At 66.7% G+C, this 25,852-nt stretch carries 26 protein-coding genes; 17 read left to right on the forward strand and 9 right to left on the reverse strand.

Annotated features, from left to right (window positions below):
- Positions 1-47 precede the first annotated feature (47 nt).
- Positions 48-590, forward strand: coding sequence for a peptidylprolyl isomerase (locus DUGA2_RS15910; RefSeq protein ID WP_008451059.1), 543 nt, complete (start codon positions 48-50; stop codon positions 588-590).
- A gap of 5 nt (positions 591-595) precedes the next feature.
- Here the strand turns inward: DUGA2_RS15910 and DUGA2_RS15915 are convergent, their stop codons facing one another.
- Both DUGA2_RS15915 and mutS read right to left on the reverse strand, forming a co-directional pair.
- The gene (locus tag DUGA2_RS15915) at positions 596-1,567 is read right to left on the reverse strand and encodes a hypothetical protein (RefSeq protein WP_070270347.1); all 972 of its coding nucleotides are present in this window, start codon (positions 1,565-1,567) and stop codon (positions 596-598) included.
- Positions 1,564-4,254: a DNA mismatch repair protein MutS gene (gene mutS / locus DUGA2_RS15920; protein ID WP_070270349.1), complete on the reverse strand. Its 2,691-nt coding sequence runs from the start codon at positions 4,252-4,254 to the stop codon at positions 1,564-1,566. The genes DUGA2_RS15915 and mutS overlap by 4 nt, the downstream gene beginning before the upstream one ends.
- 142 nt (positions 4,255-4,396) lie before the next feature.
- Between mutS and DUGA2_RS33545 the strand changes: the two genes are divergently transcribed.
- A complete protein-coding gene (locus tag DUGA2_RS33545; RefSeq protein ID WP_141753291.1) occupies positions 4,397-4,750 on the forward strand; it encodes a hypothetical protein in 354 nt (117 codons plus the stop codon).
- On the forward strand, positions 4,747-5,040 hold the full coding sequence (locus DUGA2_RS33550) for a hypothetical protein (RefSeq protein ID WP_141753292.1): 294 nt from the start codon (positions 4,747-4,749) through the stop codon (positions 5,038-5,040). The genes DUGA2_RS33545 and DUGA2_RS33550 overlap by 4 nt, the downstream gene beginning before the upstream one ends.
- 19 nt (positions 5,041-5,059) lie before the next feature.
- Here the strand turns inward: DUGA2_RS33550 and DUGA2_RS34230 are convergent, their stop codons facing one another.
- A complete protein-coding gene (locus DUGA2_RS34230) occupies positions 5,060-5,266 on the reverse strand; it encodes a hypothetical protein (protein ID WP_071658922.1) in 207 nt (68 codons plus the stop codon).
- Positions 5,267-5,299: 33 nt separating this feature from the next.
- On the reverse strand, positions 5,300-5,635 hold the full coding sequence (locus tag DUGA2_RS34235) for an AAA family ATPase (RefSeq protein WP_071658923.1): 336 nt from the start codon (positions 5,633-5,635) through the stop codon (positions 5,300-5,302).
- A 327-nt stretch (positions 5,636-5,962) separates the two neighbouring features.
- Here DUGA2_RS34235 and DUGA2_RS15930 point away from each other — a divergent pair, with 327 nt between their 5' ends.
- A complete protein-coding gene (locus DUGA2_RS15930) occupies positions 5,963-8,875 on the forward strand; it encodes a M12 family metallo-peptidase (protein ID WP_229214701.1) in 2,913 nt (970 codons plus the stop codon).
- 75 nt (positions 8,876-8,950) lie between these two features.
- On the forward strand, positions 8,951-9,535 hold the full coding sequence (locus DUGA2_RS15935; RefSeq protein ID WP_070270524.1) for a cohesin domain-containing protein: 585 nt from the start codon (positions 8,951-8,953) through the stop codon (positions 9,533-9,535).
- On the opposite strand, the gene DUGA2_RS15940 is transcribed toward DUGA2_RS15935, so the two are convergent.
- On the reverse strand, positions 9,532-10,347 hold the full coding sequence (locus tag DUGA2_RS15940) for an ABC transporter substrate-binding protein (protein ID WP_070270354.1): 816 nt from the start codon (positions 10,345-10,347) through the stop codon (positions 9,532-9,534). The two genes, DUGA2_RS15935 and DUGA2_RS15940, sit on opposite strands and share 4 nt — an antisense overlap.
- A 93-nt stretch (positions 10,348-10,440) precedes the next feature.
- On the opposite strand from DUGA2_RS15940, the gene DUGA2_RS15945 reads away from it, so the two are divergent.
- From DUGA2_RS15945 to DUGA2_RS15970, 6 genes are all read left to right on the forward strand, one after another.
- Positions 10,441-11,379 carry an alpha/beta fold hydrolase gene (locus DUGA2_RS15945; RefSeq protein WP_141753293.1) on the forward strand — a complete coding sequence of 313 codons (939 nt, stop codon included), beginning with the start codon at positions 10,441-10,443 and terminating at the stop codon, positions 11,377-11,379.
- A gap of 158 nt (positions 11,380-11,537) precedes the next feature.
- Positions 11,538-12,011: a VOC family protein gene (locus tag DUGA2_RS15950; RefSeq protein WP_070270356.1), complete on the forward strand. Its 474-nt coding sequence runs from the start codon at positions 11,538-11,540 to the stop codon at positions 12,009-12,011.
- Between the two features lie 12 nt (positions 12,012-12,023).
- Entirely contained in the window at positions 12,024-12,437 is a 414-nt protein-coding gene (locus DUGA2_RS15955; RefSeq protein ID WP_008451034.1) for a YciI family protein, read from the forward strand.
- A 33-nt stretch (positions 12,438-12,470) separates the two neighbouring features.
- Positions 12,471-13,283 carry a YciI family protein gene (locus DUGA2_RS15960; RefSeq protein WP_070270358.1) on the forward strand — a complete coding sequence of 271 codons (813 nt, stop codon included), beginning with the start codon at positions 12,471-12,473 and terminating at the stop codon, positions 13,281-13,283.
- Between the two features lie 40 nt (positions 13,284-13,323).
- Positions 13,324-14,547, forward strand: coding sequence for an RNA polymerase sigma factor (locus tag DUGA2_RS15965; protein ID WP_210402568.1), 1,224 nt, complete (start codon positions 13,324-13,326; stop codon positions 14,545-14,547).
- Positions 14,548-14,742: 195 nt separating this feature from the next.
- Positions 14,743-15,486 carry a GntR family transcriptional regulator gene (locus DUGA2_RS15970; RefSeq protein WP_070270361.1) on the forward strand — a complete coding sequence of 248 codons (744 nt, stop codon included), beginning with the start codon at positions 14,743-14,745 and terminating at the stop codon, positions 15,484-15,486.
- Here the strand turns inward: DUGA2_RS15970 and DUGA2_RS15975 are convergent.
- The 4 genes from DUGA2_RS15975 to DUGA2_RS15990 form a co-directional block, all read right to left on the reverse strand.
- A complete protein-coding gene (locus DUGA2_RS15975; protein ID WP_070270362.1) occupies positions 15,453-16,325 on the reverse strand; it encodes an alpha/beta fold hydrolase in 873 nt (290 codons plus the stop codon). The two genes, DUGA2_RS15970 and DUGA2_RS15975, sit on opposite strands and share 34 nt — an antisense overlap.
- Positions 16,318-16,905 carry a TetR/AcrR family transcriptional regulator gene (locus tag DUGA2_RS15980; protein WP_070270364.1) on the reverse strand — a complete coding sequence of 196 codons (588 nt, stop codon included), beginning with the start codon at positions 16,903-16,905 and terminating at the stop codon, positions 16,318-16,320. Before DUGA2_RS15980 ends, DUGA2_RS15975 begins: the two co-directional genes overlap by 8 nt.
- Positions 16,906-17,037: 132 nt before the next feature.
- Positions 17,038-17,544: a GAF domain-containing protein gene (locus DUGA2_RS15985; protein ID WP_070270366.1), complete on the reverse strand. Its 507-nt coding sequence runs from the start codon at positions 17,542-17,544 to the stop codon at positions 17,038-17,040.
- A gap of 67 nt (positions 17,545-17,611) precedes the next feature.
- A complete protein-coding gene (locus tag DUGA2_RS15990) occupies positions 17,612-18,493 on the reverse strand; it encodes a LysR substrate-binding domain-containing protein (protein ID WP_070270367.1) in 882 nt (293 codons plus the stop codon).
- 88 nt (positions 18,494-18,581) lie between these two features.
- Between DUGA2_RS15990 and DUGA2_RS15995 the strand changes: the two genes are divergently transcribed.
- The 6 genes from DUGA2_RS15995 to pdeM all read left to right on the forward strand — a co-directional run bounded on the left by DUGA2_RS15995 (position 18,582) and on the right by pdeM (position 25,746).
- Complete coding sequence (locus tag DUGA2_RS15995) at positions 18,582-19,535, forward strand: aldo/keto reductase (RefSeq protein WP_070270369.1); 954 nt, start codon at positions 18,582-18,584, stop codon at positions 19,533-19,535.
- 145 nt (positions 19,536-19,680) lie between these two features.
- Positions 19,681-19,887 (forward strand): hypothetical protein, encoded by a 207-nt coding sequence (locus tag DUGA2_RS33560; protein ID WP_141753294.1) that lies wholly within the window; start codon positions 19,681-19,683, stop codon positions 19,885-19,887.
- Between the two features lie 73 nt (positions 19,888-19,960).
- Positions 19,961-21,001 (forward strand): ligase-associated DNA damage response exonuclease, encoded by a 1,041-nt coding sequence (locus tag DUGA2_RS16000; protein ID WP_070270371.1) that lies wholly within the window; start codon positions 19,961-19,963, stop codon positions 20,999-21,001.
- Positions 20,994-22,619: an ATP-dependent DNA ligase gene (locus DUGA2_RS16005; RefSeq protein WP_070270527.1), complete on the forward strand. Its 1,626-nt coding sequence runs from the start codon at positions 20,994-20,996 to the stop codon at positions 22,617-22,619. The genes DUGA2_RS16000 and DUGA2_RS16005 overlap by 8 nt, the downstream gene beginning before the upstream one ends.
- The gene (locus tag DUGA2_RS16010) at positions 22,616-25,081 is read left to right on the forward strand and encodes a ligase-associated DNA damage response DEXH box helicase (protein ID WP_070270372.1); all 2,466 of its coding nucleotides are present in this window, start codon (positions 22,616-22,618) and stop codon (positions 25,079-25,081) included. The genes DUGA2_RS16005 and DUGA2_RS16010 overlap by 4 nt, the downstream gene beginning before the upstream one ends.
- Positions 25,078-25,746, forward strand: a complete 669-nt coding sequence (gene pdeM, locus DUGA2_RS16015; RefSeq protein WP_083296346.1) for a ligase-associated DNA damage response endonuclease PdeM — start codon at positions 25,078-25,080, stop codon at positions 25,744-25,746. The genes DUGA2_RS16010 and pdeM overlap by 4 nt, the downstream gene beginning before the upstream one ends.
- The last annotated feature ends 106 nt before the right edge of the window (positions 25,747-25,852 follow it).

Raw genomic sequence — 25,852 nt, forward strand, 5'->3', positions numbered from 1 at the left:
GATCCAAGGTATAATTCCGGGGCTTATATACAGAAAGGAATTACAAAATGAAGATTGCCAAGAACACGGTCGTGACTGTGAATTACAAGCTGTCCGATGCCCAGGACAATCTGATCGAAGACGGCCGTCAGCCCATGGTTTACCTGCACGGCGGCTACGAGAACACGCTGCCTAAAATTGAAGAAGAGCTGGATGGCAAGGAAGTCGGCTATTCGTCGATCATCCAGATCGAGCCGGAAGATGCGTTCGGCGACTACGACGCCACGCTGGTCAAGGTCGAGCCGCGCAACCGCCTGCCAGAGCCGCTGGAAGTGGGCATGCAGTTCGAAGGCATGCCGGACGGCGACGATGGCGAAGAAGCGATGATCTTCACCGTCACCGATATCGCTGACGACAAAGTGGTCCTGGACGGCAATCACCCGCTGGCCGGCATGGCGCTGCGCTTCTCGCTGAGCGTTGCCGACGTGCGTGAAGCGTCGGAAGAAGAAATCGCCCACGGCCACGTGCACGGCGCCCACGGCCACCACCACGGTGACGAGGACGACGAAGGCGAAGACGGCGATCACGTCGCCATCCACCCGATTCACTAAGTGAATTAAGGCGTCGCCTCGGCGCTGCCGCCCTTGAGCGTGAACAGGGCGGCGGTGCCGGGGGCGACGCGCACCTCGGCCCATTCGGCGGCCAGGCTCAGATGTCCCACATTGCCGCGCCAGACGATGGCCGGTTCGGTCCCCGCGCCGCTCTGCGTATCGACCAGCAGCACCTTCCCTTTGAATTTTTCCGCCATCGCCCGTATCTGCCGGCGCGGTTCGGCGAAGCCGTCCTGTTTCGACTGAAAACTCGGCAGCAGCGAGAAGCCTTGCTCCGCCTGCACGCCGACATCGCCGTCCGAGAACAGCACCAGTCCCTGCATCTTCTGCCGCTCCGCCAGCGTAAACAGGCGGTGCAGCCAGGCGCGGTTGGCCACCAGGCGGTCTTCGTACTCGCTGTTGCGGCCAGCCTCGGCGCGGAAGTGGTTGTTATTGGCCGGCAGGTTGATGGTGGCGAACAGCACCTTGCCGTACTCCCAGTGCGCGTTCTCGGCGTAGCTGCGGAACTTGGCGCTGGCCGACAAGCGCGTCAGCGGCAGGCGGCGTTCGCCCAGCGATTCGCCGTCGGCGTAGAACAGTTCGCGCAGGCGGTTCAGGCGCTCGATGGCGTTCGAGCGGCCGACGGAATTGACGCACGCGCTCCAGTCGCTGCCGGCCAGCGACACGATCATCGGCGGCGCCGCCTCGTTGAGCAGCGCGCGGCGCTGGGCGTACAGCCTGTCGCTGCAAGGCTCGGTGCTGGCCTTGATGCCGGTGGCGACGATGAAGGCGGGCGCGATCAGCGTGGCGTCGGCGATGGCGCGCTTGAGCACCGATTCATCCGGCCCGCTCTTGAAGGAGTGGCCGATCACGCCGAACTGGAAGCCGCGCACCGCCGGCTGCACGGCCTGCGCCGGGCCGGCCATCAACGCCGTCAACGCCGTCAGCGCTGACAGGCCAACGGCCATGGCAAAACCGTGGGCGCGCTGCCGCATCATGCCTGGGCCGTCTCCGTCAGGCGCTTGAGTTGGTACAGGCGATCCAGCGCTTCGCGCGGCGTCAGCGCGTCCGGATCGAGATCGTCGAGCGCATCGAACAGTTCGCGCATCGCCGGGCTGGTGGCGGCGGGCGCGCTGTGCGCCGGCGCCGCCAGTTCCTCATCGTCGGCATCGGCGGTCGGCGCGGCGAACAGGTCCAGCTGCGGCGTGGCGTCCAGCGCCTGCGCCTCCAGGCGGGCCAGGTGCTTGCGCGCGGCCTTGATCACCGGCTGCGGCACGCCGGCCAGCTGCGCCACCTGCAAGCCGTAGCTCTGCGAGGCCGGGCCGTCCTGCACCGCGTGCAGGAACACGATGCTGTCCTTGTGCTCGACCGCCGACAGGTGGACGTTGGCCGCCGTCGGATGGCTCTCAGGCAGCTGCGTCAGTTCGAAGTAGTGGGTGGCGAACAGCGAGAAGCTGCGGCTGGTGTCGATCAGGTGGCGCGCGATCGCCCACGCCAGCGCCAGGCCGTCGAAGGTCGAGGTGCCGCGGCCCACTTCATCCATCAGCACCAGCGAATGCTCGGTGGCGCCGTTGAGGATCGCGGCCGATTCGGTCATCTCCACCATGAAGGTCGAGCGGCCGCCGGCCAGGTCGTCGGTGGCGCCGATGCGGGTGAAGATGCGGTCGATCGGGCCGATGGTCGCGCTGGTGGCGGGCACGTAGCTGCCCACGTAGGCCAGCAGCGTGATCAGCGCCACCTGGCGCATGAAGGTCGATTTACCGCCCATGTTGGGACCGGTGATCAGCAGCAGGCGACGGTCTTCGACGAAGCGGCAGTCGTTGGCGATGAAGCGTTCGATCTGGTTCTCCACCACCGGATGGCGGCCTTCGGCGATGTTGATGCAGGGCGTGTCCACCAGCTGCGGCGCGCACCAGTTGTGGCGCAGCGCATGGTCGGTCAGCGAAGTCAGCGCGTCCAGCTGGGCCAGCGCCTTCGAGATGGTTTGCAGGCTGCCGATGAACGGCGCCAGGTCGGCCAGCAGCTGGTCGTACAGCATCTTCTCGCGCGCCAGCGCCTTGTCCTGCGCCGACAGCGCCTTGTCCTCGAAGGCCTTCAGTTCCGGCGTGATGTAGCGTTCGGCGTTCTTCAGCGTCTGGCGGCGGCGGTAGTCGTCCGGCACCTTGGTGGTCTGGCCGTGCGTGACTTCGATGTAGAAGCCGTGCACCTTGTTGTACTCCACGCGCAGGTTGGCGATGCCGGTGCGGGCGCGTTCTCGCGTCTCCAGGTCGACCAGGAACTGGCCGGCGTTTTCGGACAGCGCGCGCAGTTCGTCGAGCTCCGCGTCGAAGCCGCGTGCGAACACGCCGCCGTCGCGCACCATCGCTGCCGGCTCCAGCGCCACAGCGCGTTGCAGCAGATCGAGGCAGGCTTCGGGCGTGGCCATGTCGGCGTGGATGGCGGCCAGCAGGCCGTCGGTGTCGGTCAGCGCGCGCTGCATCGCGTGGCGCAGGGCAGGCAGCTGCTGCACGCCGTCGCGCAGGCTGGCGAGGTCGCGCGGGCGCGCCGACAGCAGCGCGATGCGGGTGGTGATGCGTTCGATATCCGGCACCTGCGCCAGCGTATGCGACAGCGTGCCGGTGGCGTCGGCCTGGCCCAGCGCGGCGATGGCTTCGTGGCGCGAGCGGGCGATGGCCTGGTCGCGGCGCGCGTGGTGCAGCCAGTGGCGCAGCAGGCGCGAACCCATCGCGGTGCGGCAGTGGTCCAGCAGCGAGAACAGGGTAGGGGATTCCTGGCCGCGTATGGTCTCGGTCAGTTCCAGGTTGCGGCGGGTGGCGGCATCGAGGCCGATGAATTCGTTTTCGGTTTCGGTGGCCAGCGAGCGCACGTGCTGCAGGCCGCGTCCCTGCGTCGACTGCGCGTAGCGCAGCAGCGCGCCGGCCGCGCCGAACGCGGCGCCCAGGCCGTCGGCGCCGAAGCCGGTCAGCGTCGCCACGCCCAGCTGGTCGAGCAGCGCCTTGTGGCCGCCGACGACGTCGAAGTGCCAGTCCGGTACCCGGTTGACGTGGCAGCTCAGGGTATCTTCGAACAGGTCGGCGTTATCGCCGCGCAGCACCTCGGCCGGCGCGATGCGCTCCAGCTCCTGCTGCATGCGGGCGGTGACGGTGCGGCTGTCGCCGGAGAACTCCATCAGCTTCAGCGCGCCGGAAGCCAGCGACAGCCACGCCAGGCCAGCGGTGGCGACCTTGCGCTGGCTGATGATGCACATCGCCAGCAGCGGACGTTCGGCTTTTTCCGGCAGCAGGTCGGCGTCGGTCAGCGTGCCCGGCGTTACCACGCGCATCACCTTGCGCTCGACCGGACCTTTGCTGGTGGCCGGGTCGCCGATCTGTTCGCAGATCGCGCACGATTCGCCGATCTTGACCAGCTTGGCCAGATAGCCTTCGAGCGAATGGAAAGGCACGCCGCACATCTTGATCGGCTGGCCGCCCGAACTGCCGCGAGCGGTCAGTGTGATGCCCAGCACGCGCGCCGCCTTTTCCGCATCCGAGTGGAACAGCTCATAGAAATCGCCCATGCGGTAGAACACCAGCATGTCCGGGTACTCGGCCTTGATGGCGAGGTACTGGGCCATCATCGGGGTGACTTTTTCGGTGGGGCTGTTCTTGACGGCGGCGGCGTTGATTTCGTTCGGGACGGTGGTCATTGGTTCTTTTTCGGCGATGCGTGAGTCTGGTTTTGCGGCGGCTCAACCAGCCCCCGCGCGTAACCTGTCATTTTACCGCTTTCGGCTGTGCTACTGGTGAAAACACACTGCCGCTGTGGGGGAGTACACTGGATTAATCCAAATGAGCGTCGAAGACTCGTTGAGAACTGCAGTTGAGGAAGCCCGCGCAGGCAGGGACGGCCTTTTGGAGTATGGGTTTAATACATCGGAAGGTGAGGTAGCGGTTTTGGCAGATGTCGTTTTGGAAAATGATACGATCATCTGCAGAAACCTTTGCATCTATGCGGCGTCCGACCCTCCCGGCATAAAAAAATCGACAATTGCGAGAGAGTTGCTGTCTGAGTTACGAGCGTTGCTGAAGGCTGGCAATGTCCTTGGATATGAGGCAATGACGGTGCAAGGAAAGCGCACTGCCGGTAGTAGTTCTGCCAATGTAGGAAAGATTGTAGATATCAGACGTCGGAGGAAGAAATGAGTAAATCTGAAATCGGTGTCGAACTCGTAAAAGCGAAGTGGCAACAGGCCAACGATGCTGAACGAGAACAGATCCTGTTGGAGCTAAAGCGGCGAGGGCTGTCTATTACCGACGCAATACTGGCGCTGCGAAACTCAGGATTTTTCTCACTAGGCGAGGCGAAAGAATACATCGCCACCAGCCCGGCGTGGCATGTTGAAGTCGGAAACGGCAAAGTTCTGCATGAGATAGCGTGGCAAGTGCTTGATGATTTCGTAGCCTCCCAACGTGATAAATCACGGCAACCATAGTGCCAACAGGGGGGGGCGTTCAGACAAAGTCATCCATCGCGTAATGGGAGCCGTCGTTCACCCAAGAAAACAGCGATTTGCAGATCGATCGCTCCTTGCCCTTGAATCGCGCTTCAATTCCGCCCACAGCAACTCGTAGGAGGTCTTTATGGGGTTGTTGGGGCTTGGACTCGACACAGGATCCATTGGGCGTCTTGCGAAGCATCCAGAAGGTCTCCTCGTTCATCGCTTGTCCGCGCCGGTCAGGGTTGATTGTGGGTCAGCACGAACACTTGCTTGATCTGGCCACCGGCGCGGACCTCGTCAAAATCGCTTTGATCAGGCTGCTGGCGATGAACAAAATGTCGCTATCAAGGCTCGACACGTGATCGTCGAGGACCACCACGCGGTTCGCGGCGATCGCCTTTTGAGGAACGAGCGGCGCTTGGAGGCATGATGCAGACTTGCTGCTGAATCTACCTGGATCTCTACCCGGCCTGACTGCACCGAACGCCGGCAAACGAAAGTCCGCCCAATCCGCCGCCTTCGCTTTCAGCCACCTTGCAAAACATACAAACCAGAGCTGTGTATTAAAGACAACAGTAATGTTTTGCATTTGTGTCCGAAACGCTCATGTTTCATGTTCATTACAAAAAAATTGTCACGGAACTGTTGTGACAAATAATTAATTAAGCAATACTTTAATTGAAACTTTTGCATGTCTTGTTCGCAACACATGAATGTTTCGCGGAGTATATTTTTTCGTGGAAACGAATGTATTCCAAGTGAAATTGCCGCATGGCGTAGGGAAATACAGGGAAAAGCAGACTTTCGGACCAACAATAAAATTAAGGGTATAGCAGGCATGAAACTTTCAGTGAATCCGTCATCGACTCCCCGCCTCAAAAAGGCCAGGGCAACGCTGCGTCCTACCGCTGGACGCATGTTATTCGCTTTCATGGCACTGGGCTGGACCGTCTCCGGCTCCGCCGCCGTCATCGCCGCCGAGGCGCAGGTCCAGAGCCAGCCTACCGGCGACTTCTGGCAAGACGTCGGCCCCGCCGGCGGCCGCACCGCGCAGGCCGCCAGCACCACGGGGCCGCGCCGCTTCCACGCCGCCAGCCTGAACCGCAACGGCCTGAAGAAGCTGGCGCAATCGGCGCCGCTGGAACGCACCGAGGCCGCCGCCGTCAGCCCGTTGATCATTTCCCTGCCGCACCCGGACGGCGGCTACCAGCGCTTCGCCATCGTCGATTCGCCGATCATGGAAGCCGGCCTCGCCGCCAAGCACCCTGAAATCAAGACCTACGCCGGCAAGGGCATCGACGATCCGAACGCCAGCCTGCGCATGGACATCACGCCGCTGGGCCTGCACGCTTCGGTGCGCACGCCGAAGGGCGCCTGGTATGTCGATCCGCAAACCGCGCTGGACGACAGCGTCTACAACAGCTACCACAGCCGCGACCTGGCCAACAGCCACGGCGCCTTGCGCGAAGCACCGCTGACCGAGGCGCAGATCGCCGTGTCGCAGGGCTTCTACCACGCCGACGACAAGGTCGAAGTGCGCGGCGCCGGCTTCACGCCGGGCGCTTCGGTGACGGTCTCGGTGCGCAACGAAGGCGACACCGGCAGCCGCCAGAGTCTGGTTGTCACCGCCAACGCGGAAGGCGTGATCAACGCCACGCTGGTGGCCGATCCATCGCGCAACCTCGGCGCCTACGAAGTCAGCGCCACCGACGGCACGTCGACCAGCACCGTGTCGTACCACGTGGTGGACGACCAGGCCGCCGCCGCTGCCGCCACCGGCAACCAGCTGCGCACCTATCGCCTGGCGCTGGTGACGGACCCATCCTATGCCACCTATTTCGGCGGCCCTGCCAACGTCACGGCGGCCAAGGTCACGCTGATCAACCGCGTGACCCAGGTCTATGAAGACGAGACCGCGATCCGCCTGATGCTGATCAACGCCACCGACGCGCTGAACCTGGACACCCCGGCGCTCATGACCGGCGCCAACGGGCCGTGCGGCGCCAGCGCCTGCTTCACCGCTTCGCAGTCGGCCAGCTGCGGCAGCGGCACCTTGAGCCGCAACCGCATCGTCGCGGGCCTGCTGGCCGGCGCCGGCAACTTCGATGTCGGCCACATCGCGCTGGGCCTCAACGGCGGCGGCATCGCCAGCCTGGGCGTGGTCGGCAGCAGCAGCAAGGCGCAGGGTTGCACCGGCATTCCCACCCCGGTCGGCGACTTCTACGCGGTCGATTATGTGGCGCACGAGCTGGGCCACCAGTTCGCCGGCAACCACACCTTCAATGGCGTGATCGGCAGTTGCTCGGGCGGCAACCGCAACGACACCACCTCGGTCGAGCCGGGCAGCGGCTCGTCGATCATGGCCTACGCCGGCATTTGCGGCACCGACAACCTGCAAACCCACAGCGACGCCTATTGGTCGCAGCGCAGCTTCGATGAAATCGTCACCTACACCTCGGGTAGCGAAAGCATCGTCAACGAAGTGCAGATGCTGGCCCTGACCAATTTCTCCGGCACCCAGCAGTTCAAGCTGCGCTACAACGGCAACGATTCGGCCGCCATCATCCGTGGCACCAACTTCACCACCGCCGGCGTCAAGGCGGCGATCCAGGGCATCAGCGGCCAGCCTGCCGGCGCCACCGTCACCGTCAGCTCGCTGAGCGACGCTGCCGCCACGATCACCTTCGGCGGCACGCTGGCCGGCACCAACGTCCCGATGCTGCAGCTGGTTAATTGCAGCGGCGGTTGCAGCGGCTATGTCGGCGAGATCACCGTCGGCGGCGCCACCACCCGTCGCGGTTCGCAGTCGGCCACCGGCAATACCGCGCCGGTTGTCAGCGTGCCGGCCGGCTACACCATTCCGGTGCGCACGCCGTTCGCGCTGACCGGCAGCGCCACCGACGGCGAAGGCGACACCCTGACCTATCTGTGGGAACAGAACGACGTCGGCAGCGCCAACGGCACCGGCCTGATCGCGAACGGCAAGACCAACGGTCCGCTGTTCCGCCAGTTCGGCGTGCAGGCCGTGGTCAGCAACGCCGACACCATCAAGTATGGTTCGCCGGGCGAGAACCACGTCAGCACCGATCCGACCCGCGTGTTCCCGGACCTGGCGCAGATCCTGGTCAACAACACCAATGCCGAAACCGGTGCCTGCCCGACCGCCGCCGCCACCCCGACCGCTGCGGATATCGCGTGCTTCTCGGAGTACCTGCCGACCGCCGCCTATGTCGGCAGCGGCGCCAACGCCAATCCGGCCGCGCTGAACTTCCGCCTGACGGTGCGTGACGGCCGTGGCGGCGTGGGCAACGCCAGCACCAAGCTGGTGCTGGCGCCCAACGCCGGTCCCTTCCTGGTGACGTCGCCGAACAGCGCCGTATCGGTGGATGCGGGTTCGACCCAGACCGTGACCTGGAGCGTGGCCAACACCAACGTGGCGCCGGTCAACGCCGCCGACGTGAAGATCACGCTGTCCACCGACGGCGGCAAAACCTATCCGTACACGCTGGCGGAAAGCACCGCCAACAATGGCAGCAAGTCGGTCACGCTGCCGCTGGTGGCCAGCACCACGGCGCGCGTCAAGGTGGCAGCGGTCGGCAATGTGTTCTTCGATGTGTCGAACGCTGACTTCACGATCCGCCTGGTGGGCGACGTCAATGCCGACGGCGCCCTCAATTGCGACGACTATGCCATCGTCAAGGCGTCGCTGGGCAAGCGCACCGGCCAGGCCGGCTTCGATGTCCGCGCCGATCTGAACAAGGATGGCCTGGTGGATGCGCGCGACCTGGCGGTCGTGTCGCAACGCATCGCCGGCGGTTGCCGTCTGTAAGCGTACCTGCTGTCGGCGCCGCCTGATCGCGGCGCCGATGTCGAATCTAAGCCCGATGGGCAAAGGAAAATGAATATGTTGAGTTTGAATAAATGGAAATACCAGGCCGGCGCCGCGCTGCTGGCCGCCGCTTTCGCCGCACCGTCGGCCTACGCCGCCGATCCGTCGCTGAGCATCGTCGCCACGCCGTCGACCGGCGTGGTCGGCTCGACCATCGACCTGGACATCCGCATCGCCGACGTCACGGATTTGTACAGCTACAATTTCTCGCTGCTGTTTAACCCGGCCTACCTGCAAGTGACCGGCGCGAGCGAGGGCGGCTTCCTGGGCACGGGCGGCGGCGCCACCGACTTCGGCGTGGTCGACCTGAACGGCACGCCGGGGCTGGTGTCCTATGTGTACGGCGCGAAGTTCGGCGCCGTGCCCGGCGAGAGCGGCGGCGGCAGCCTGGCGCACCTGAGCTTCAAGGTGATCGGCGCCGGCACCAGCACCCTGAACTTCTCCGACGTCGGCTTCTTTAACTTCGCCGGCAACGACATCGCGCCGCAGTACGGCGCGCTGACGCTGGTGACGACCGCCGTGCCGGAACCGGAAACCTATCTGATGATGGGTGTCGGCCTGATCGGCCTGGCGGCACTGCGCCGCCGTCGCGCCGGCTAAAGCCGCGCAGCGCTGCCGCCACCCTGCGGCGGCAGCGCTTCATACTTCTTCAGCAGTACCGGCAGGCGCTTGCGGCCCTTGCTGCCCATCCAGTTCCACATCGCTTCCACGGCCGCGCCGTGCGAGCCGTAGTAATCCTTGTTGACCATCAACCACAGCGAGTGCGAACTCCACAGCTGTTCCAGCCGCACCAGATCCTTGCCGTGTTCGCGCGCCAGCACCTCGTCCATATCGCCGGGCACGTTCAGCGACATGGCGACGGCGTCGACGCGGTGGCGTTTGAGCTTGTCGAAATTGCGGCGCGCGTCGGCGGCGCCGTCGTCCACGGCCAGGCCGGCCGCGCGCAGCTCGCCGGCAAACGAGACGCCGTGCGAGACGCCCACCCGCCGCTTATGCAGGAAGCCGGGCAGGTCGCGCTCGGCCGCCGCCCGGTCGGCCGCGCGCACGATGATCACCGTGTAGTGCTGCAGGCCGCGCGCCGGATCGGGCTTGCCGTCGGCGTCGCGCGGATAGACCACGGACGGCAGGCCGGCCGGCGGCGAGGCCAGCGCGGTGGCGTCGATCTGGCCGGCGTTCACCGCCAGCAGCAGGCGCGCGGTCGGCAGGCGCACCAGTTCGGTCTTGCAGCCTGCCGCCGCCGCCATTTCGTTCAGCAGGTCGACGGTGGCGCCGGGCGCCGCCGGGATCGTATCCGTGCCGATGAAATAGGGCGGGGCGTTTTGCGAGGTGTAGCCGATGCGCAGCACGCAGGCGTCCGCTCCGGCGCTCAGCAGAACCAGCAGTGAGGTCAGGAAAGGGTGTCTAAGGTTCATAAATTATGAATGATTACTTGCCTTTTGGCTGATTGATAGCCATGAATTTAAATCATATAGTGATTGCACCACCCACCCATTCAGGAGCCTAACATGAACACCAGCACCACGATTCTTCGCCGCACCGTGCTTGCCGCAGCACTGGTTTTGAGCACCGGCCTGGCCGTCGCGGCCGCCGCCCCGATCGACGTCAAGGTCGCCGGTTTCGCCGACAAATACGCGCAAGTCAACGGCGTCAAGCTGCACTACAAGATCGGCGGCCAGGGCAGCCCGGTCGTGCTGCTGCACGGCTACGGCCAGACCGGCCATATGTGGACGCCCGCCATGGCCGAACTGGTCAAGCGCCACACCGTCATCGTGCCCGACCTGCGCGGCGCCGGCGGCTCGGAAAAAGCGGAGAGCGGCTACGACAAGAAGACCATGGCCACCGACATCCATGAACTGGTCAAAGGCATCACCAGAGAGCCCGCCGCCGTGGTCGGCCACGACATCGGCCTGATGGTGGCCTACGGCTACGCAGTCCAGTTCCCGGCCGACACCAGCAAGCTGGTACTGATGGACGCCTTCATTCCCGGCGTCGGCGACTGGCGCAACGCCTTCCCGGCCAAGGCCGTGTGGCACTTCCACTTCTACGGCGACACCCCGCTGGCGCTGGTGAAGGGCCGCGAACGCATCTACTTCGAACACTTCTGGAACGACTTCTCGGCCGATAAAACCAAATCGGTCAAGGAAGCGGACCGCAAGCTGTACACCGCGGCCTATGCCCAGCCGGGCGGCATGCGCGCCGGCTTCGCCTACTTCAGCGACTTCGAACGCGACGCCGCCGACTTCGGCCCGCTGTCGCAGACCAAGCTGACCATGCCGGTGCTGACGCTGGCCGGCCAGTACTCGGCCGGCGAATTCCTCGGCAAGCAGGTCGGCACCGTGGCCACCAATGTGAAGAGCGTCATCGTCCAGGGCTCGGGCCACTGGCTGATCGACGAAGCGCCGGAACAAGTGGTGCCGGCCATCGTGGGCTTCATCGACCAGTAGGCGGTCTGCCGCGCCGGCCGCGGGGCCGGCGCGCGATGCCGGCAATAAAAAATATTTAAAAATATTTTGAAAAGCCTGTCGATTTGGTTTGTGCCGCTTCGTCGTGGAGGTAGAGTGAGCGTTCTCACTCGTTTCAACCCACGTTAAAGGAGAGCACCATGACTGCGAAAGTAGATCCCATCCCGAAAGACATGCACAGCGTCACCCCGCACCTGGTGGTTGACGGCGCGGCGGCCGCCATCGAGTTCTACAAAAAAGCCTTCAGCGCCGTCGAGACCGCGCGCATGGGCGGGCCTGACGGCAAGATCATGCACGCCGCCGTGCGCATCGGCGATTCCCAGGTCATGCTGGTGGACGAGTTCCCCGACTTCGGCAACCTCGGCCCGCTCAAGCTCAAGGGCAGCCCGGTGACGCTGCACATCTACGTGCCCGATGCCGACGCCACCTACGCCCAGGCGATAGACGCCGGCGCCACCGCCAGGATGCCGCCGGCCGACATGTTCTGGGGCGACCGCTACGGCCAGGTCACGGATCCGTTCGGCCACGTCTGGTCGATCGCCACCCACGTCAAGGACATGACGCCGGAAGAAATGGCCGAGGCCATGAAACAGCAGATGCCTAACTGCGGCTAAGGGGAGAACGACATGCGCTTCATGATTATCGTCAAGGCCACCGAGGATTCCGAGGCCGGCAAGATGCCCAGCATCGAGTTGATGACGGCGATGGGCAAGTTCAACGAGGAACTGGTCAACGCCGGCGTGCTGCTGGCGGGCGAGGGCGTGCATCCCAGCTCCAAGGGCGCGCGCATCCGCTACGACGGCGCCACGCGCACCGTCACCGACGGTCCGTTCGCCGAAACCAAGGAACTGATCGCCGGCTTCTGGCTGCTGCAGGTGAAGTCCAAGGAAGAGGCCATCGAATGGATGAAGCGCTGCCCGAATCCGTTCGACGTGCCGTCGGAAATCGAAATCCGCCAGGTGTTCGAGATGGAGGATTTCGGCGAGGTCGCCACGCCGGAGCTGGTCGCGCAGGAAGAGGCCTTGCGCGCCCGCCTGTGATGCTGCTACCTTAGCGGAAAAAAGGAGCATGCGATGGAATTCATGATACTGCGCCGCGCCAACCAGAGCACCGAACGCGGCCAACAGCCGCCGGCGCTGGAGCCGGGAACTTTTCTCAAGCCCAGCACGGAGGCGGTGCGCCTGTTGCGCCGCGGCGGCGAGTGGAGCCAGCTGCACGGGCCGTTCGCGCCCAGGGAGCTGGTGGCCGGCTTCACGCTGATCGAGGCGGCGTCGAAAGAGGATGCGATCGAGCAGGTGCGCTGGTGGCCCTTGTTCGACAGCGGCGCAGTGTATGAAATCCGCGACGCCGGCTGTCCCGGCAACTGCCACGGCTTCGACGAGCGCGGCACGGTGGCGGGCAACATCCCGCGCCGTGACGAGGCGTTGACGCGCTACGTCATCTTCATCCGTTCCGACGCCGGCGCCGAGGCCGACCTGGCGCCGCCGCCGGAAGTGATCGACCGCATGAACGCCTACAACGAGGCCGGCGTGCGGCAGGGCGTGCTGCTGGCGGGCGAGGGCCTCAAGGCCAGCGCCTCGGCCACGCGCGTCCATTTCGCCAATTCGAAAACCTCGGTGGTCGACGGTCCGTTCACCGAAGTGAAGGAACTGATCGCCGGCTACTGGATGGTGCAGGCGGCGTCGCTGGACGAGGCCATCGCCTGGGCCAAGACCTACCCCTATCCGGGCGACGGCGACCTGACGCTGGAGATCCGCGAAGCCTGCGAGCGCATCGCCCACCAGGAGTTCACGCCGGAAATGCGCGCCGCCGAAGAGCGCCTGCGCGCCGAGCTGCTGGAGACGGAGCTGCGCGAAGCGTTCAAGAAAAAAGCCCGTGGCGGATAAGCAGCACAAGGTCGACAAGATCGTCGAGGCGGTGTGGCGGATGGAGTCCGCCAAGATCATCGCCGTGCTGGCGCGCATGTTGCGCGACGTCGGCCAGGCCGAGGAGCTGGCGCAGGATGCGCTGGTGCTGGCGCTGGAGCGCTGGCCCGAAAGCGGCGTGCCGGACCAGCCGGCCGCGTGGCTGACCACGGTCGCCAGGAACCGCGCGCTGGACGTGCTGCGCCGCCGCCAGATGCATCAGGAAAAGGAAGCGGAGCTCACCTACGAAATCGAAGGCGTGCTGCAGGACGCCGCGCCCAATCTCGACGCCGCCGTCGCCGACGCGCTGGAAAACGATATCGGCGACGACCTGCTGCGGCTGGTGTTCGTGGCCTGCCATCCGGTGCTGCCCACCGATGGCCGGGTGGCCTTGACCTTGCGCCTGCTGGGCGGCCTGAGCACCGAGGAAATCGCCCGCGCCTTCCTGGTGCCGGAAGCGACGGTGGCGCAGCGCATCGTGCGCGCCAAGCGCACGCTGGCCGAGGCCAGGGTGCCGTTCGAAGCGCCGCGCGCGCACGAGCTGGTCGAGCGGCTGGCGTCGGTGCTGCAGGTGATCTACCTGATCTACAACGAAGGCTATTCCGCCAGCGCCGGCGCCGACTGGATGCGGCCGGCGCTGTGCGAGGAGGCGCTGCGGCTGGGCCGCATCCTGGCCGCGCTGGCGCCGGACGAGGCGGAGGTGCACGGCCTGGTGGCGCTGATGGAGATCCAGTCCTCGCGCGCCCGCGCCCGCGTCGGCCCGGGCGGCGAGCCCATCCTGCTGCTGGAGCAGGACCGCTCGCGCTGGGACCAGATGCTGATACGGCGCGGCCTGGCCGCATTGGCGCGCGCCGAGCAAACCGGGCGCGGCCTCGGTTCCTATGGCGTGCAGGCGGCCATCGCGGCCTGCCATGCGCGCGCGCTGCGCGCGGCCGACACCGACTGGCAGCGCATCGCCGCGCTGTACGACGCCTTGTCGCAGCTGGCGCCTTCGCCGGTGGTGGAGTTGAACCGCGCGGTGGCGCTGTCCATGGCCTTCGGGCCGGCGGCGGGCCTGGAAGTGGTGGATGGCTTGATGGAGGTGGCGGCGCTGAAGCACTACCATCTGCTGCCCAGCGTGCGTGGCGATTTGCTGGCCAAGCTGGGACGGCACGGCGAGGCCCGCCTCGAATTCGAACGCGCGGCGCAGTTGACGCAGAACGAGCGCGAACGCAGCCTGCTGCTGGCGCGCGCCGCCGCCCAATAAGCAAGCCGGCCGTGGCGCCGGCAGCTATTAATACCAAAACAATACCACTTATAAAATAAATGCGATTCCAGTGCTTTTTAGACAAATAATGGCTTAGTATTCACCTTGTTGGTGCAGAAAATTAAGAATACGCCAATGTTTCCAGTGTGTTTTTGGTACTGGATTGGTACTTGTTTATGGGCAAAAAGGGATCGCATGGTGACGTTAACCAACATCAAGCAGGTGCTGAGCGAGAGCAGCAGCTTGCCGCTGTATCACCAGTTGCAGCGCGCCTTGCGCGAGGCCATCGCCCAGCGCGTGCTGCTGCCGGACGACGCCCTGCCGCCGGAACGCAAGCTGGCCACCGACTTGAACGTGTCGCGGCTGACGGTGCGCAAGGCGCTGGACGGGCTGGTGGCGGAGGGCTTGCTGGTGCGGCGTCCCGGTTCCGGCAACTTCATCAACCACACCCGCATCGAGCAGAATTTTTCCAAGCTCAGCTCATTTTCAGAGGACATGCGCGCGCGCGGCCGGCGGCCCAACAGCACCTGGCTGCACCGCGCCGTCGGCATCGCCACCAGCGAGGAGGCGGCGCGGCTGCGGCTGAGCCCGGGCGAGCAGGTCTACCGTTTCAACCGCATCCGCTATGCCGACGACACGCCGATGTGCCTGGAGTACGCGACCGTGCCCGGCTGCTATCTGCCTTCGCTGGAGGCGGTGGATAAATCGATGTACGAGGCCTTGCACCGCTACGGCCACCGGCCGGTGCGCGCCTTGCAGCGGCTGTCGGCGCTGCTGTTGGATGCCGAGCAGGCGCGGCTGCTGGAGGCGAAGGCGGCCGATGCCGGGCTGGCCGTCGAACGCCTGGGTTTCCTGTCCGACGGCCGGGTGGTGGAGTTTTGCCGCTCGTACTTCCGCGGCGACGCCTACGATTTCGTGGCGGAGCTCAGCTCGGTCTGAAGCTGAAGCCAGCCCAGCGCGTCTTCCCACAGCGGCTGGGCGCTGGCCCGGAAGTAGCCCATGTGGCCGATGGCGCCGATGCCGGCGCGGGCCGGATCGATGTCGGCGGTGGTGACGCTGGCGTTGCGGTAGCCGGCCATGAAGGCGTCGCGCGAGGCCGGCGGCGCCCACAGATCGTCCAGCGCGTTGACCGCCATCACCGGCATGCGCACCCGGTCGTAGCTGCTGCGGATGTCGCCCATCCTGGGATCGTCGAAGAAGTAGCGCGGGAAGCCGCACCAGCGTTTCCACTGGCGGTAGATGGACAGCGGCAAATCCTCGCCCATGCCCAGCTTGCTCCAGGCCAGGTAGCCGTGCCAGCGCGTCAGCAGCGGGCCGGCGATGTGCCAGGTGATCCAGACCTTGACGCGTTCCAGCGGCGGCATCCAGCCGTGCCAGCCGGCGCTGGTGCCGAACAGATAGCAGGCGGCGATCTTGTGCTGGTTGGGCAGCAGGCCGAGCGCGTGGCCGCCGTAGGAATGGCCGATCATCAGCAAGGGCAGCGCCGTGTCGGCCATGTAGTCGACGGCGGCGGCCAGGTCGAGCCGGCCCCAGTCCAGGAAGTCCACGTCGAAGCCCTTCAGCGTGGCCGGGCTGGACAGTCCGATGCCGCGATAGTCCAGCGTCAGCACGCGGTAGCCGCGCGCGGCGGCGAATTCGGCGAAGCGGCGGTAGTAGCCCTGCGGCACGCCGGTGGCGCTGGCGACGATCAGCTGCGCCTTGGCCGCGCCGGCGGCCGGGTAGAGCGTGGCGACGACCGGGTAGCCGTCGGCCGCTGTCAGGGTGAGCTGCTTAGTCATGGGTATTTCCTTGGAGTTGGGTGCGCAGCAGCGGGAACAGGGTGGCGCTGACCAGCTCCATCGGCGCCACGCTGCCGGCCACGCGGGCTTGCAGCAGCGCGCCTTCGTAGGCGGCCACGATCAGCGCGGCCAGGCCGGCGGCGTTGGCGATTTTCCCCGACGCCTGCAAGGCCAGCGCCAGGCGTTCGCGGATGGCGGCGAAGCCGTCGGCCAGCGCCTTGCGGATGGCGACGTCGTCCACTTCCGACTCCAGCGCCACCGTGGCCAGCGGGCAGCCGCGCTGGAAGCCGCTGGCGGCCAGCAGTTGCTGGGCGCGGGCGGTCCACTGCTCAAGCGCGGCCACCGGGTCGGACGCGGCGGGCAGCAGCTTGTCGAGCAGGGCGCACAGTTCGGCCACCTGCTGTTCGATGGCGGCCACGGCCAGTTCGGTCTTACCGCCGGGGAAGTGGTGGTAGAGGCCGCCCTTGGGCGTGTCGGCGGCGGCCAGGATCTCGCTCAGGCCGACGCCGTGCAAGCCCTTGCGTTGCAGCGCGTCGCCCATGGCGCGGATCAGGCGGTCTCGGGTAGGTGGGGTGGTCATGGGTTTACTGTACAGACCGGTCGGTCTGTTGGCAAGCGAAAAAAAACGAAGTCGTTCCCGCGCAGGCGGGAACCCATAGGCCGCGTGCGTGCCGGCTCAGCATGGATTCCCGCGTGCGCGGGAATGACGTGCTTAGGCCAGCGTGGCTTCGAGGATCTTGACCAGCATCTCGATGCCGTCGGCGTCGGTCTGGTCGAAGCGGTTCGGCAGCGGGCTGTCGAGGTCGAACACGCCGACGATCTCGCCGCCGGCGCCGCGCACCGGCACCACCAGCTCCGAGCGCGAGTTGACGTCGCAGGCGATGTGGCCGGGGAATGCATGCACATCCGGCACGACGATGGACTTGCCTTCGACCACGGTGGCGCCGCAGACGCCGCGCCCCTTCTTGATGCGGATGCAGGCCGGCTTGCCCTGGAACGGCCCCAGTACCAGCTCGTCGCCCTTGAGGAAGTAGAAGCCGGCCCAGTTCAAGCCCGGCATGCTGTTGAATACCAGCGAGCTGAAGTTGGCGGTGTTGGCGATCAGGTCGCGCTCGCCGTGCACCAGGCCGGTCAGTTGCGAGCGCAGGTCGTCGAACATGGCGAGCTTGGCTGCGGGAGTGTCGGTGCCGTAGGCGGTGTCGCTGAGGGTGAAAGTCATGGTGTTCTTCTAAGAAAAATATGCCGAGGACGATATGGTAGCCGTTTCCGCGCCGGTACGCTGCCGATCAGCCCAGCGTCTCGGCCGCCAGGCGCCGCAGCACGGCGGCGGCGGGGTGGCCGTCGGCGACGATCAGGCCCAGGCCGGCCGCCAGTTCGTCGCCTTCCTTCAGCTTGCGGTAGGACACGCCGCCGCGGCTGATCGCCGCGAACGAGGCCGGCAGCAGCGCCATGCCCTTGCCGGCCGCCACGTCGCTCAAGAGCACATGATGGTCGTGCGGCTCCAGCAGGAAGCGCGGCGCGAAGCCGTGGCGGCGGAACACCGCGTGGCTGTGGTCGAAGAAGGCCGGCTGGCGCGCGCGTTCGAACCAGTACACCGGCTGGTCTTGCAGGTCGGCCAGCGACAGGCTGCGGCGCTTGGCCAGCGGATGGCGGCTGGCCAGCGCGACCAGCGTCGGCTGCTTGCCCAGCTGGAGCACGGGCAGGTCGAAGGTCTTGGTCGGCAGCGCGATGATGGCCGCGTCCAGCCGCCGCGCGCGCAGGCGGGCCACCAGGCGCGGCGAGGCGTCGAAGACGGTGTCCAGCGCGGCGCCGTCGATGGCGGCCGTGACGCCGTCGGTGAAGGCGCGGAACAGGTCGGACTCCATCGACGACGTCATGCCCAGCCGCAGCCGCGTGGCCGGCTGGCGCGTTTGCAGCGCCTGCTCGGCCTGCTCCAGCAGCGCCAGGATGCGCAGCGCGCGCGGCAGCAGTTCGGCGGCGGCCGGCGTCAGCGCGACGTGCTGGGTGTCGCGCTCGAACAGGCGCGTGCCCAGCCGTTCCTCCAGCTGCCGCACGGCGCGGCTCAGCGGCGGCTGCGTCATGTGCAGCTGTTCGGCGGCCTGGCGGAAGTTCAGGCATTGGGCGACGGCGACGAAGATCTCCAAGGCGTGGGTATCGAGTTTTCTCATGATACCGAAAAGGTATCACGATTTTGCCCATTCCGCGCGCCGCCCATGCTGGCTAGACTCGCCTGCATCGACAAACAAGGAGGTCAGCATGAAAAAATTATCGGGTATCGGTTTGGGCTGCATGGGCATGTCGGAGTTCTACGGTTCCACCGACGACGCCCAATCGCTGGCGACGCTGGAGGCGGCCTACGAGGCCGGCGTCACGCTGTACGACACGGCCGATTCCTACGGCGCCGGCCACAATGAAGCGTTGCTGGGCCGCTTCCTGCGCGGCAAGCGCGAGCATGTCACGCTGGCCACCAAGTTCGGCCTGGTGCGCAAGGCCGGCAGCTACGAGCGCCGCGTCGACAATTCGCCGGCCTACATCCGCGAAGCGTGCGAGGCCTCGCTGCGCCGGCTGAACGTCGAGCATATCGATTTATACTATATGCACCGTTTGAACCTGGCGCAGACGCCGCTGGAGGCCTCGATGGAGGCGCTGGCGCAACTGGTCCGCGAGGGCAAGATCGGCGGCATCGGCCTGAGCGAAGTGTCGCCCGCCACCTTGCGCCGCGCCGCCGCCGTGCATCCGGTGGCGGCCGTGCAAAGCGAGTACTCGCTGTGGACGCGCGACCCGGAGGAAGGAGTGCTACAAGCCTGCCGCGAAGTGGGCGCCGTGTTCTGCGCCTACAGCCCGCTGGGCCGCGGCTTCCTGACCGGGAAGGTGATGCCGTTGGAAGAAGGCGATTTCCGCAGGTTCAGCCCGCGCTTCGCCGGGGACAACCTGGCCGCCAACGAGCGCATCGTCGACATCGTGCGCGAGATCGCCGCCGGCAAGGGGTGCACGCCGGCCCAGCTGGCGCTGGCCTGGCTGCTGGCGCAGGGCGACGATATCGTGCCCATCCCGGGCACCAAGCGCATCCCTTATCTGCTGGAGAACCTGGGCGCGCTGCGCGTGCAACTGAGCGGCGAAGAACTGGCGCGCATCGCCACCGCGCTGCCGCCGGGCATGGCGGCCGGCGACCGCTACCCGGCCGAGGGCATGAAGGGAATCAACTCCTAGCGACTCCTAGCCGTTTTCCGTGACACTCCTACGATAGTTGTAGGCAGCCTCCGATGGCGTGCGCGCGCCGCCCGCGATACTCTGGAGTCGGTGCGCTGCGGTTCGCCCGTCCAGCGATTTGTTGATCATAAAAAACGGATTACCTATGTCAACCAGAAAAAAGAACGCCGTCCTACCGCGTCAGGGAAAGCAGGGAGTACTGTCCAGGGAAGAAAAACCCGTGTCATACGGGCCGCCCAGGGTGTCGCCGTATATCGACGCCATGCTGATGGTCGGCGACGAGCACGTTATCATCAACCAGAAGGTGAACGACAACATAGGATTCATGACGGAATATATCGATACTGTGTGAGCTGGGTGCGTTGGATGACAGATAGGCTTGCCGGCAGGCGCTAGCATCGGACATCGAATTTTGAAAGCAAGCCATGTCCGATATGGTGGTAGTGCGCAAGGAAGGCCTGTACTGTGTTCCAGGCGGTTTTTACATCGATCCATGGCGGCCGGTCGAGCGCGCTGTCATCACGCACGCCCATGGCGACCATGCCCGCGGCGGACACCAGCACTACCTGGCGGCCGCACCGGGCGTGAACGTCATGCGGGCGCGGCTCGGCCCGATCAATGTGGATGGGCTCGCTTACGGCGAACGCGTCACGCACAACGGCGTGACAATATCGCTGCATCCGGCCGGCCATGTGCTGGGCTCGGCACAGGTGCGCATGGAGCACCGGGGCGAGGTATGGGTGGCGTCCGGCGACTACAAGGTCGAAGCGGACGCGACCTGCACCCCGTTCGAGCCCGTGGCTTGCGACACTTTCATTACCGAATCCACGTTCGGCCTGCCGGTCTACCGCTGGCAGCCGGAGCGCGAGGTGTTTGCCGACATCAACGACTGGTGGCGCGCCAACGCCGAGCTGGGCCGCGCCAGCATCCTGCAGTGCTACAGCTTCGGCAAGGCGCAGCGCATCCTCAGCGGGCTGGATCCGTCCATCGGCCCCATCATCTGCCACGGCGCCGTGCAGGCGCTTAATCAAGTCTACCGCGACGAAGGCGTGCGGCTGCCGCCGACCGCGATGGTGGGCGAGGTGGACAAGGAAGCCATCGGCCGCGCCATCGTCATCGCGCCGCCGTCGGCGGCCGGTTCGCCGTGGATCAAGCGCTTCGGCGATTTCAGCGACGCCTTCGCCAGCGGCTGGATGCAGTTGCGCGGCGCGCGCCGGCGGCGCGGCGTCGATCGCGGCTTCGTCCTGTCCGACCACGCCGATTGGCCCGGGCTGATGCAGGCCATCAGCGCTACCGGCGCGCAGCGCGTGATCGTCACGCACGGCTCGATCGCCGTGCTGGTGCGCTGGCTGCAGCAGCAGGGCTTGCAGGCCAGCGGCTTCGATACCGAATATGGCGACGACGAGGCCGACGACGCGCCGGCCGCCGCCGCGCCAGCCGCGCCGGAAGGAGGGGCCGATGCGTGAATTCGCCCGCCTGTACGCCGACCTCGACGAGACCACGTCCACCAGCCGCAAGCTGGCCGCGCTGCAGAACTACTTTGCCAGCGCCGCCCCGGCCGATGCCGCCTGGGCCGTGTATTTCCTGGCCGGCGGCAAGCCGCGCCAGGCGGTGCCGACCAAGCTGCTGCGCCAGTGCGCCATCGAATATTCCGGCCTCGACGACTGGCTGTTCGACGAGTGCTACCACGTCGTCGGCGACCTGGCCGAGACCATCGCCCACATCCTGCCGCCGCCCCGGCACCAGAGCGAGATCGGCCTGGCCGACTGGATCGAGCTGGCGATCGCGCCGTTGCGCGGCGCCGCGCCGGAAGCGATACGCGCCGCGCTGTCGCTGTTCTGGGACCAGCTCGATACGCGCGAGCGCTTCCTGCTGACCAAGCTGATCGGCGGCGGCTTCCGTGTCGGCGTGTCGCGCCTGCTGGTGACGCGCGCGCTGAGCGCCGTCGCCGGCGTCGACAGCAAGCTGCTGGCGCAGCGCCTGATGGGCTGGACCGACGGCGGCGTCAGCCCGACGCCGGCCGGCTTCCTGCAGCTGATCGCCGCCCACGGCGAGGACGACACCGCGCAGCGCGGCGGCCAGCCCTATCCCTTCTTCCTGGCGCATCCGCTGGAACGGGATCCGGCCACGCTGGGCGAGCTGTCGGACTGGCAGGTCGAATGGAAGTACGACGGCATGCGCGCGCAGCTGGTCAGCCGGGGAGGGCAGAACAGCCTGTGGTCGCGCGGCGAAGACCTGATCACCGAACGCTTTCCCGAACTGGCCGCGCTGCGCCTGCCGGACGGCGTGGTGCTCGACGGCGAGATCCTGGTCTGGCATGGCGGCCGCGCGCCGGCGCCGTTTGCCGACCTGCAGAAGCGCATGGGCCGCAAGCAGGTGTCGGCGCGGCTGCTGGGCGAGCTGCCGGCCGTGCTGCTCGCCTACGACCTGCTTGAGTATGAAGGCCGCGACCTGCGCCAGCTGCCGCAGTCCGAGCGCCGCCGCATGCTGGAGCAGTTCATCGCCCGCCAGCCCGGCACGCCGCAACTGCGGCTGGCGCCTGTGATCGTGGCCGACAGCTGGCAGCAGCTGGCGCGGATACGCGAGGAATCGCGCGAGCGCGGCGTCGAAGGCATGATGCTCAAGGCCCGCGATGCGCAGTACGGCGTGGGCCGCACCAAGAGCGGCGGCACCTGGTGGAAGTGGAAGATCGATCCGTACAGCGTGGACGCGGTGCTGATCTACGCGCAGAGCGGCCATGGACGGCGCGCCGCGCTGTACACCGATTACACCTTCGCGGTGTGGGACGACGACGACGGCCAGCGCAAGCTGGTGCCGTTCGCCAAAGCCTACTCCGGCCTGAGCGACGCCGAGATCGCGCAGGTGGACAAGACCATCCGCAAGACCACCATCGAAAAATTCGGCCCGGTGCGCAGCGTCACGCCGAGCATGGTGTTCGAGATCGGCTTCGAAGGCATCGCCAGTTCGCCGCGCCACAAGTCCGGCATCGCCGTGCGCTTCCCGCGCATCCTGCGGCGGCGCGAGGACAAGTCCATCGAGGAAGCCGATACGCTGGATGCGCTGAAAACGCTGCTCGCATCATGAGCGCCGCCCGGCAGGCCGAGGACTGGTTTGCCGCGCGAGGCTGGAGCGTGTTCCCGTTCCAGCGCGAAGTCTGGGCCGCCGCCGGCGCGGGCCATTCCGGCCTGCTGCATGCGAGCACCGGCGCGGGCAAGACGTATGCCGTGTGGTTCGCCGCCTTGCAGCGCGCCGCCGGCCTTGCCGCGGCCGCGCGCGCCAAGCCCGGCCTGCGCGTGCTGTGGATTACGCCGATGCGCGCGCTGGCGGCCGACACCTTGCGCGCCCTGCAGCAGTCGGCCGCCGAACTGGCGCCGCACTGGCAGATCGAAGCGCGCACCGGCGACACCGGCTCGGCCCAGCGCGCGCGGCAGAACAAGCGCCTGCCCGAAACCCTGATCACCACGCCGGAAAGCCTGACGCTCATGCTCAGCAAGGCGGAGGCGCTGGCCCAGTTCGCGCAGCTGGACATGGTCGTCGTCGACGAGTGGCATGAGCTGATGGGGAACAAGCGCGGCGTGCAGACGCAGCTCGCGCTGGCGCGCCTGCGGCAGTGGAATCCGCGCCTGCTGGTGTGGGGGCTGTCGGCCACGCTGGGCAACCTGGCGCGCGCGCGGGAGGCGCTGATGCCGGACGGCGTCGTCGTCGAAGGCCACGTCGCCAAGGAGATCGTGATCGATACGCTGATCCCCGTGCAGCCGTCGCGGTTTCCGTGGGGCGGGCATCTCGGCATCCAGATGCTGGCGCCGGTGATCGCGGAGATCGAACGGCACGCCACCACGCTGGTGTTCACCAACACGCGTTCGCAGGCGGAGCTCTGGTATCAGCACATGCTCGATGCGCGTCCCGACTGGGCGGGCCTGATCGCGTTGCATCACGGCTCGCTCGACAAGGAGGTGCGCGACTGGGTGGAGCAGGGCCTGAAGCAGGGGCGGTTGAAGGCGGTGGTCTGCACTTCCAGCCTGGATCTCGGCGTGGACTTCCTGCCGGTGGAGCGGGTGCTGCAGATCGGCAGCGCCAAGGGCATCGCGCGGCTGCTGCAGCGGGCCGGCCGCAGCGGCCACGCGCCGGGCCGCGTCTCGCGACTGACGCTGGTGCCGACGCAGAGCATGGAGCTGCTGGAGGCGGCCGGCGCGAAGCAGGCGGTGGCCGCGCGCGATATCGAGGCGCGGCCGGTGCCGGAGAAGCCGCTCGACGTGCTGGTGCAGCATCTGGTGACGATCGCGCTGGGCGGCGGCTTCCGGCCGGAGGCCTTGTATGCGGAAGTGCGCAGCGCCTGGTCGTATCGCGACCTGACGCCCGGCGAATGGCAATGGGCGCTGGACTTCGTGGCGCGCGGCGGGCAGACGCTGGCCGTCTATCCCGAATACCGCCGCGTGCTGCCGGACGAGGAGGGCGTCTACCGCGTGCCGGACGCCGCGCTCGGGCGGCGCCACCGCATGGGCATCGGCACCATCGTGTCGGAGGCCGCGTTGCAGGTCAAGTACCTGGGCGGCGGGCGGCTGGGCAGCGTGGAGGAGGGCTTCATCTCGCGGCTGCGCAAGGGCGACCATTTCCTGTTCGCGGGGCGGATACTGGAATTCGTCCGCCTGCACGAGATGACGGCCTACGTGCGCCGCGCCACCGGCGCCAGGGGCGCGGTGCCGCGCTGGCAGGGCGGCAAGATGCCGCTGTCCTCCGAACTGGCGCATGCGGCGCTCGAGCAGCTGCGCCTTGCCGCGCTGGCCCGCGACGACGATCCGCCTCTCGGCCCGGAGATGCAGGCCTTGCAGCCGCTGCTGGCGATCCAGCGGCGCTGGTCGGCCCTGCCGACGCCCGGCGCCACCGTCATCGAGGCCATGCAAAGCCGCGAGGGCTGCCACCTGTTCATGTTCCCGTTCGCCGGACGTTCGGTGCATATCGGACTGGCCTCGCTGCTGGCGTGGCGCGTGGGGAGCCTGGCGCCGGCGACGTTTTCCATCGCCGTCAACGACTACGGCCTGGAGCTGCTGGCGCCGCAACAGCTGGACTGGCCGGCGCTGCTGGCCGGCGCGCATGGCGACCAGGTGGCGCTGTTCAGCACCGACCATCTGCTGGAAGACGTGCTGGCCAGCCTGAACGCGGCCGAGCTGTCGCGGCGGCGCTTCCGCGAGATCGCCCGCATCGCCGGGCTGGTGTTCCAGGGTTATCCCGGCCAGCCCAAAAGCGCGCGCCAGTTGCAGGCGTCGTCGTCGCTGTTCTTTTCGGTGTTCAGCCAGCACGACGCGGGCAACCTGCTGTTGACGCAGGCGCAGCGCGAAGTGCTGGAGCAGGAGCTGGAGCTGGGCCGGCTGCGCGCGACCTTGCTGGCGCTGCAGGCGCGCAGCGTCAGCTTCCACCAGGTCAAGCGCGCCACGCCGTTCGGCTTCGGGCTGATGGTGGAACGCTTCCGCGAAAAACTCAGCACCGAAAAACTGTCCGACCGCGTGGCCCGCATGGTGCGCGAACTGGAAAAGGCGGCCGGGCCATGAGCGCGCTGATGCCGGCTGCGGCGCCGGCCTGGCTGGCGGGCGAACTGGTGATGCTGCTGGCGCAGAAGGCGCTGTACTGGCCGCGCGAGAAAATGCTGGTGGTGGCCGATATCCACTTCGGCAAGGCGGCGTCGTTCCGCGCCTTGGGCGTGCCGGTGCCGGGCGGCACCACCGCCGCCAATACCGGCGCGCTCGACGCGCTGATCGCGCAGTACGATGTCGATCAGATTCTGTTTCTCGGCGATTTCATGCACGCCAGGGCCGCGCACGCGACGGCCACGCTGGAGGCCATGCGCGAGTGGCGCTGGCGGCATCCGCGGCTGCGGATGGTGGTGGTGCGCGGCAATCACGATGCGCATGCGGGCGATCCGCCGGCCTCGCTGCGGATCGACATGGTCGACGAGCCGCACGCGCTGACGCCGTTCGCGTTCTGCCACCATCCCGACGTGCTGGTGCCGGCCTATGTGCTGGCCGGCCATGTGCATCCGCTGTACCGGCTGCACCATGGCTGGGAATCGCTGATGCTGCCCTGCTTTCTGCTGGGGGCGACGCGGGCGGTGCTGCCGTCGTTCGGCGCCTTCACCGGCGGCCACGCTGTGGTGCGCGAGCCCGGCGAGCGGCTGTTCGTCACCACCGGGGACACCGTGTTCGAAGTGCCTGTGTGAAAAGGTAAGAGACATTCGGTTAGGCATACAACCGGTACCCGGAATGGTCCTACATCGCTGTCTGCATGCGTCCTATATTGTGCGGTTGGGCCCTGCACTACGATGA

The sequence above is a fragment of the Duganella sp. HH101 genome (assembly GCF_001758795.1).
GTDB lineage: Bacteria > Pseudomonadota > Gammaproteobacteria > Burkholderiales > Burkholderiaceae_D > Rugamonas > Rugamonas rivuli.

Excerpts from the sequence above, each read along its gene's own strand:
- DUGA2_RS15910 (WP_008451059.1), top strand. The coding sequence starts at position 48 with ATGAAGATTGCCAAGAACACGGTCGTGACTGTGAATTACAAGCTGTCC.
- DUGA2_RS15915 (WP_070270347.1), bottom strand. The coding sequence starts at position 1,567 with ATGATGCGGCAGCGCGCCCACGGTTTTGCCATGGCCGTTGGCCTGTCA.
- mutS (WP_070270349.1), bottom strand. The coding sequence starts at position 4,254 with ATGACCACCGTCCCGAACGAAATCAACGCCGCCGCCGTCAAGAACAGC.
- DUGA2_RS33545 (WP_141753291.1), top strand. The coding sequence starts at position 4,397 with ATGAGCGTCGAAGACTCGTTGAGAACTGCAGTTGAGGAAGCCCGCGCA.
- DUGA2_RS33550 (WP_141753292.1), top strand. The coding sequence starts at position 4,747 with ATGAGTAAATCTGAAATCGGTGTCGAACTCGTAAAAGCGAAGTGGCAA.
- DUGA2_RS34230 (WP_071658922.1), bottom strand. The coding sequence starts at position 5,266 with ATGAACGAGGAGACCTTCTGGATGCTTCGCAAGACGCCCAATGGATCC.
- DUGA2_RS34235 (WP_071658923.1), bottom strand. The coding sequence starts at position 5,635 with ATGCAAAACATTACTGTTGTCTTTAATACACAGCTCTGGTTTGTATGT.
- DUGA2_RS15930 (WP_229214701.1), top strand. The coding sequence starts at position 5,963 with ATGTTATTCGCTTTCATGGCACTGGGCTGGACCGTCTCCGGCTCCGCC.
- DUGA2_RS15935 (WP_070270524.1), top strand. The coding sequence starts at position 8,951 with ATGTTGAGTTTGAATAAATGGAAATACCAGGCCGGCGCCGCGCTGCTG.
- DUGA2_RS15940 (WP_070270354.1), bottom strand. The coding sequence starts at position 10,347 with ATGAACCTTAGACACCCTTTCCTGACCTCACTGCTGGTTCTGCTGAGC.
- DUGA2_RS15945 (WP_141753293.1), top strand. The coding sequence starts at position 10,441 with ATGAACACCAGCACCACGATTCTTCGCCGCACCGTGCTTGCCGCAGCA.
- DUGA2_RS15950 (WP_070270356.1), top strand. The coding sequence starts at position 11,538 with ATGACTGCGAAAGTAGATCCCATCCCGAAAGACATGCACAGCGTCACC.
- DUGA2_RS15955 (WP_008451034.1), top strand. The coding sequence starts at position 12,024 with ATGCGCTTCATGATTATCGTCAAGGCCACCGAGGATTCCGAGGCCGGC.
- DUGA2_RS15960 (WP_070270358.1), top strand. The coding sequence starts at position 12,471 with ATGGAATTCATGATACTGCGCCGCGCCAACCAGAGCACCGAACGCGGC.
- DUGA2_RS15965 (WP_210402568.1), top strand. The coding sequence starts at position 13,324 with ATGGAGTCCGCCAAGATCATCGCCGTGCTGGCGCGCATGTTGCGCGAC.
- DUGA2_RS15970 (WP_070270361.1), top strand. The coding sequence starts at position 14,743 with ATGGTGACGTTAACCAACATCAAGCAGGTGCTGAGCGAGAGCAGCAGC.
- DUGA2_RS15975 (WP_070270362.1), bottom strand. The coding sequence starts at position 16,325 with ATGACTAAGCAGCTCACCCTGACAGCGGCCGACGGCTACCCGGTCGTC.
- DUGA2_RS15980 (WP_070270364.1), bottom strand. The coding sequence starts at position 16,905 with ATGACCACCCCACCTACCCGAGACCGCCTGATCCGCGCCATGGGCGAC.
- DUGA2_RS15985 (WP_070270366.1), bottom strand. The coding sequence starts at position 17,544 with ATGACTTTCACCCTCAGCGACACCGCCTACGGCACCGACACTCCCGCA.
- DUGA2_RS15990 (WP_070270367.1), bottom strand. The coding sequence starts at position 18,493 with ATGAGAAAACTCGATACCCACGCCTTGGAGATCTTCGTCGCCGTCGCC.
- DUGA2_RS15995 (WP_070270369.1), top strand. The coding sequence starts at position 18,582 with ATGAAAAAATTATCGGGTATCGGTTTGGGCTGCATGGGCATGTCGGAG.
- DUGA2_RS33560 (WP_141753294.1), top strand. The coding sequence starts at position 19,681 with ATGTCAACCAGAAAAAAGAACGCCGTCCTACCGCGTCAGGGAAAGCAG.
- DUGA2_RS16000 (WP_070270371.1), top strand. The coding sequence starts at position 19,961 with ATGTCCGATATGGTGGTAGTGCGCAAGGAAGGCCTGTACTGTGTTCCA.
- DUGA2_RS16005 (WP_070270527.1), top strand. The coding sequence starts at position 20,994 with ATGCGTGAATTCGCCCGCCTGTACGCCGACCTCGACGAGACCACGTCC.
- DUGA2_RS16010 (WP_070270372.1), top strand. The coding sequence starts at position 22,616 with ATGAGCGCCGCCCGGCAGGCCGAGGACTGGTTTGCCGCGCGAGGCTGG.
- pdeM (WP_083296346.1), top strand. The coding sequence starts at position 25,078 with ATGAGCGCGCTGATGCCGGCTGCGGCGCCGGCCTGGCTGGCGGGCGAA.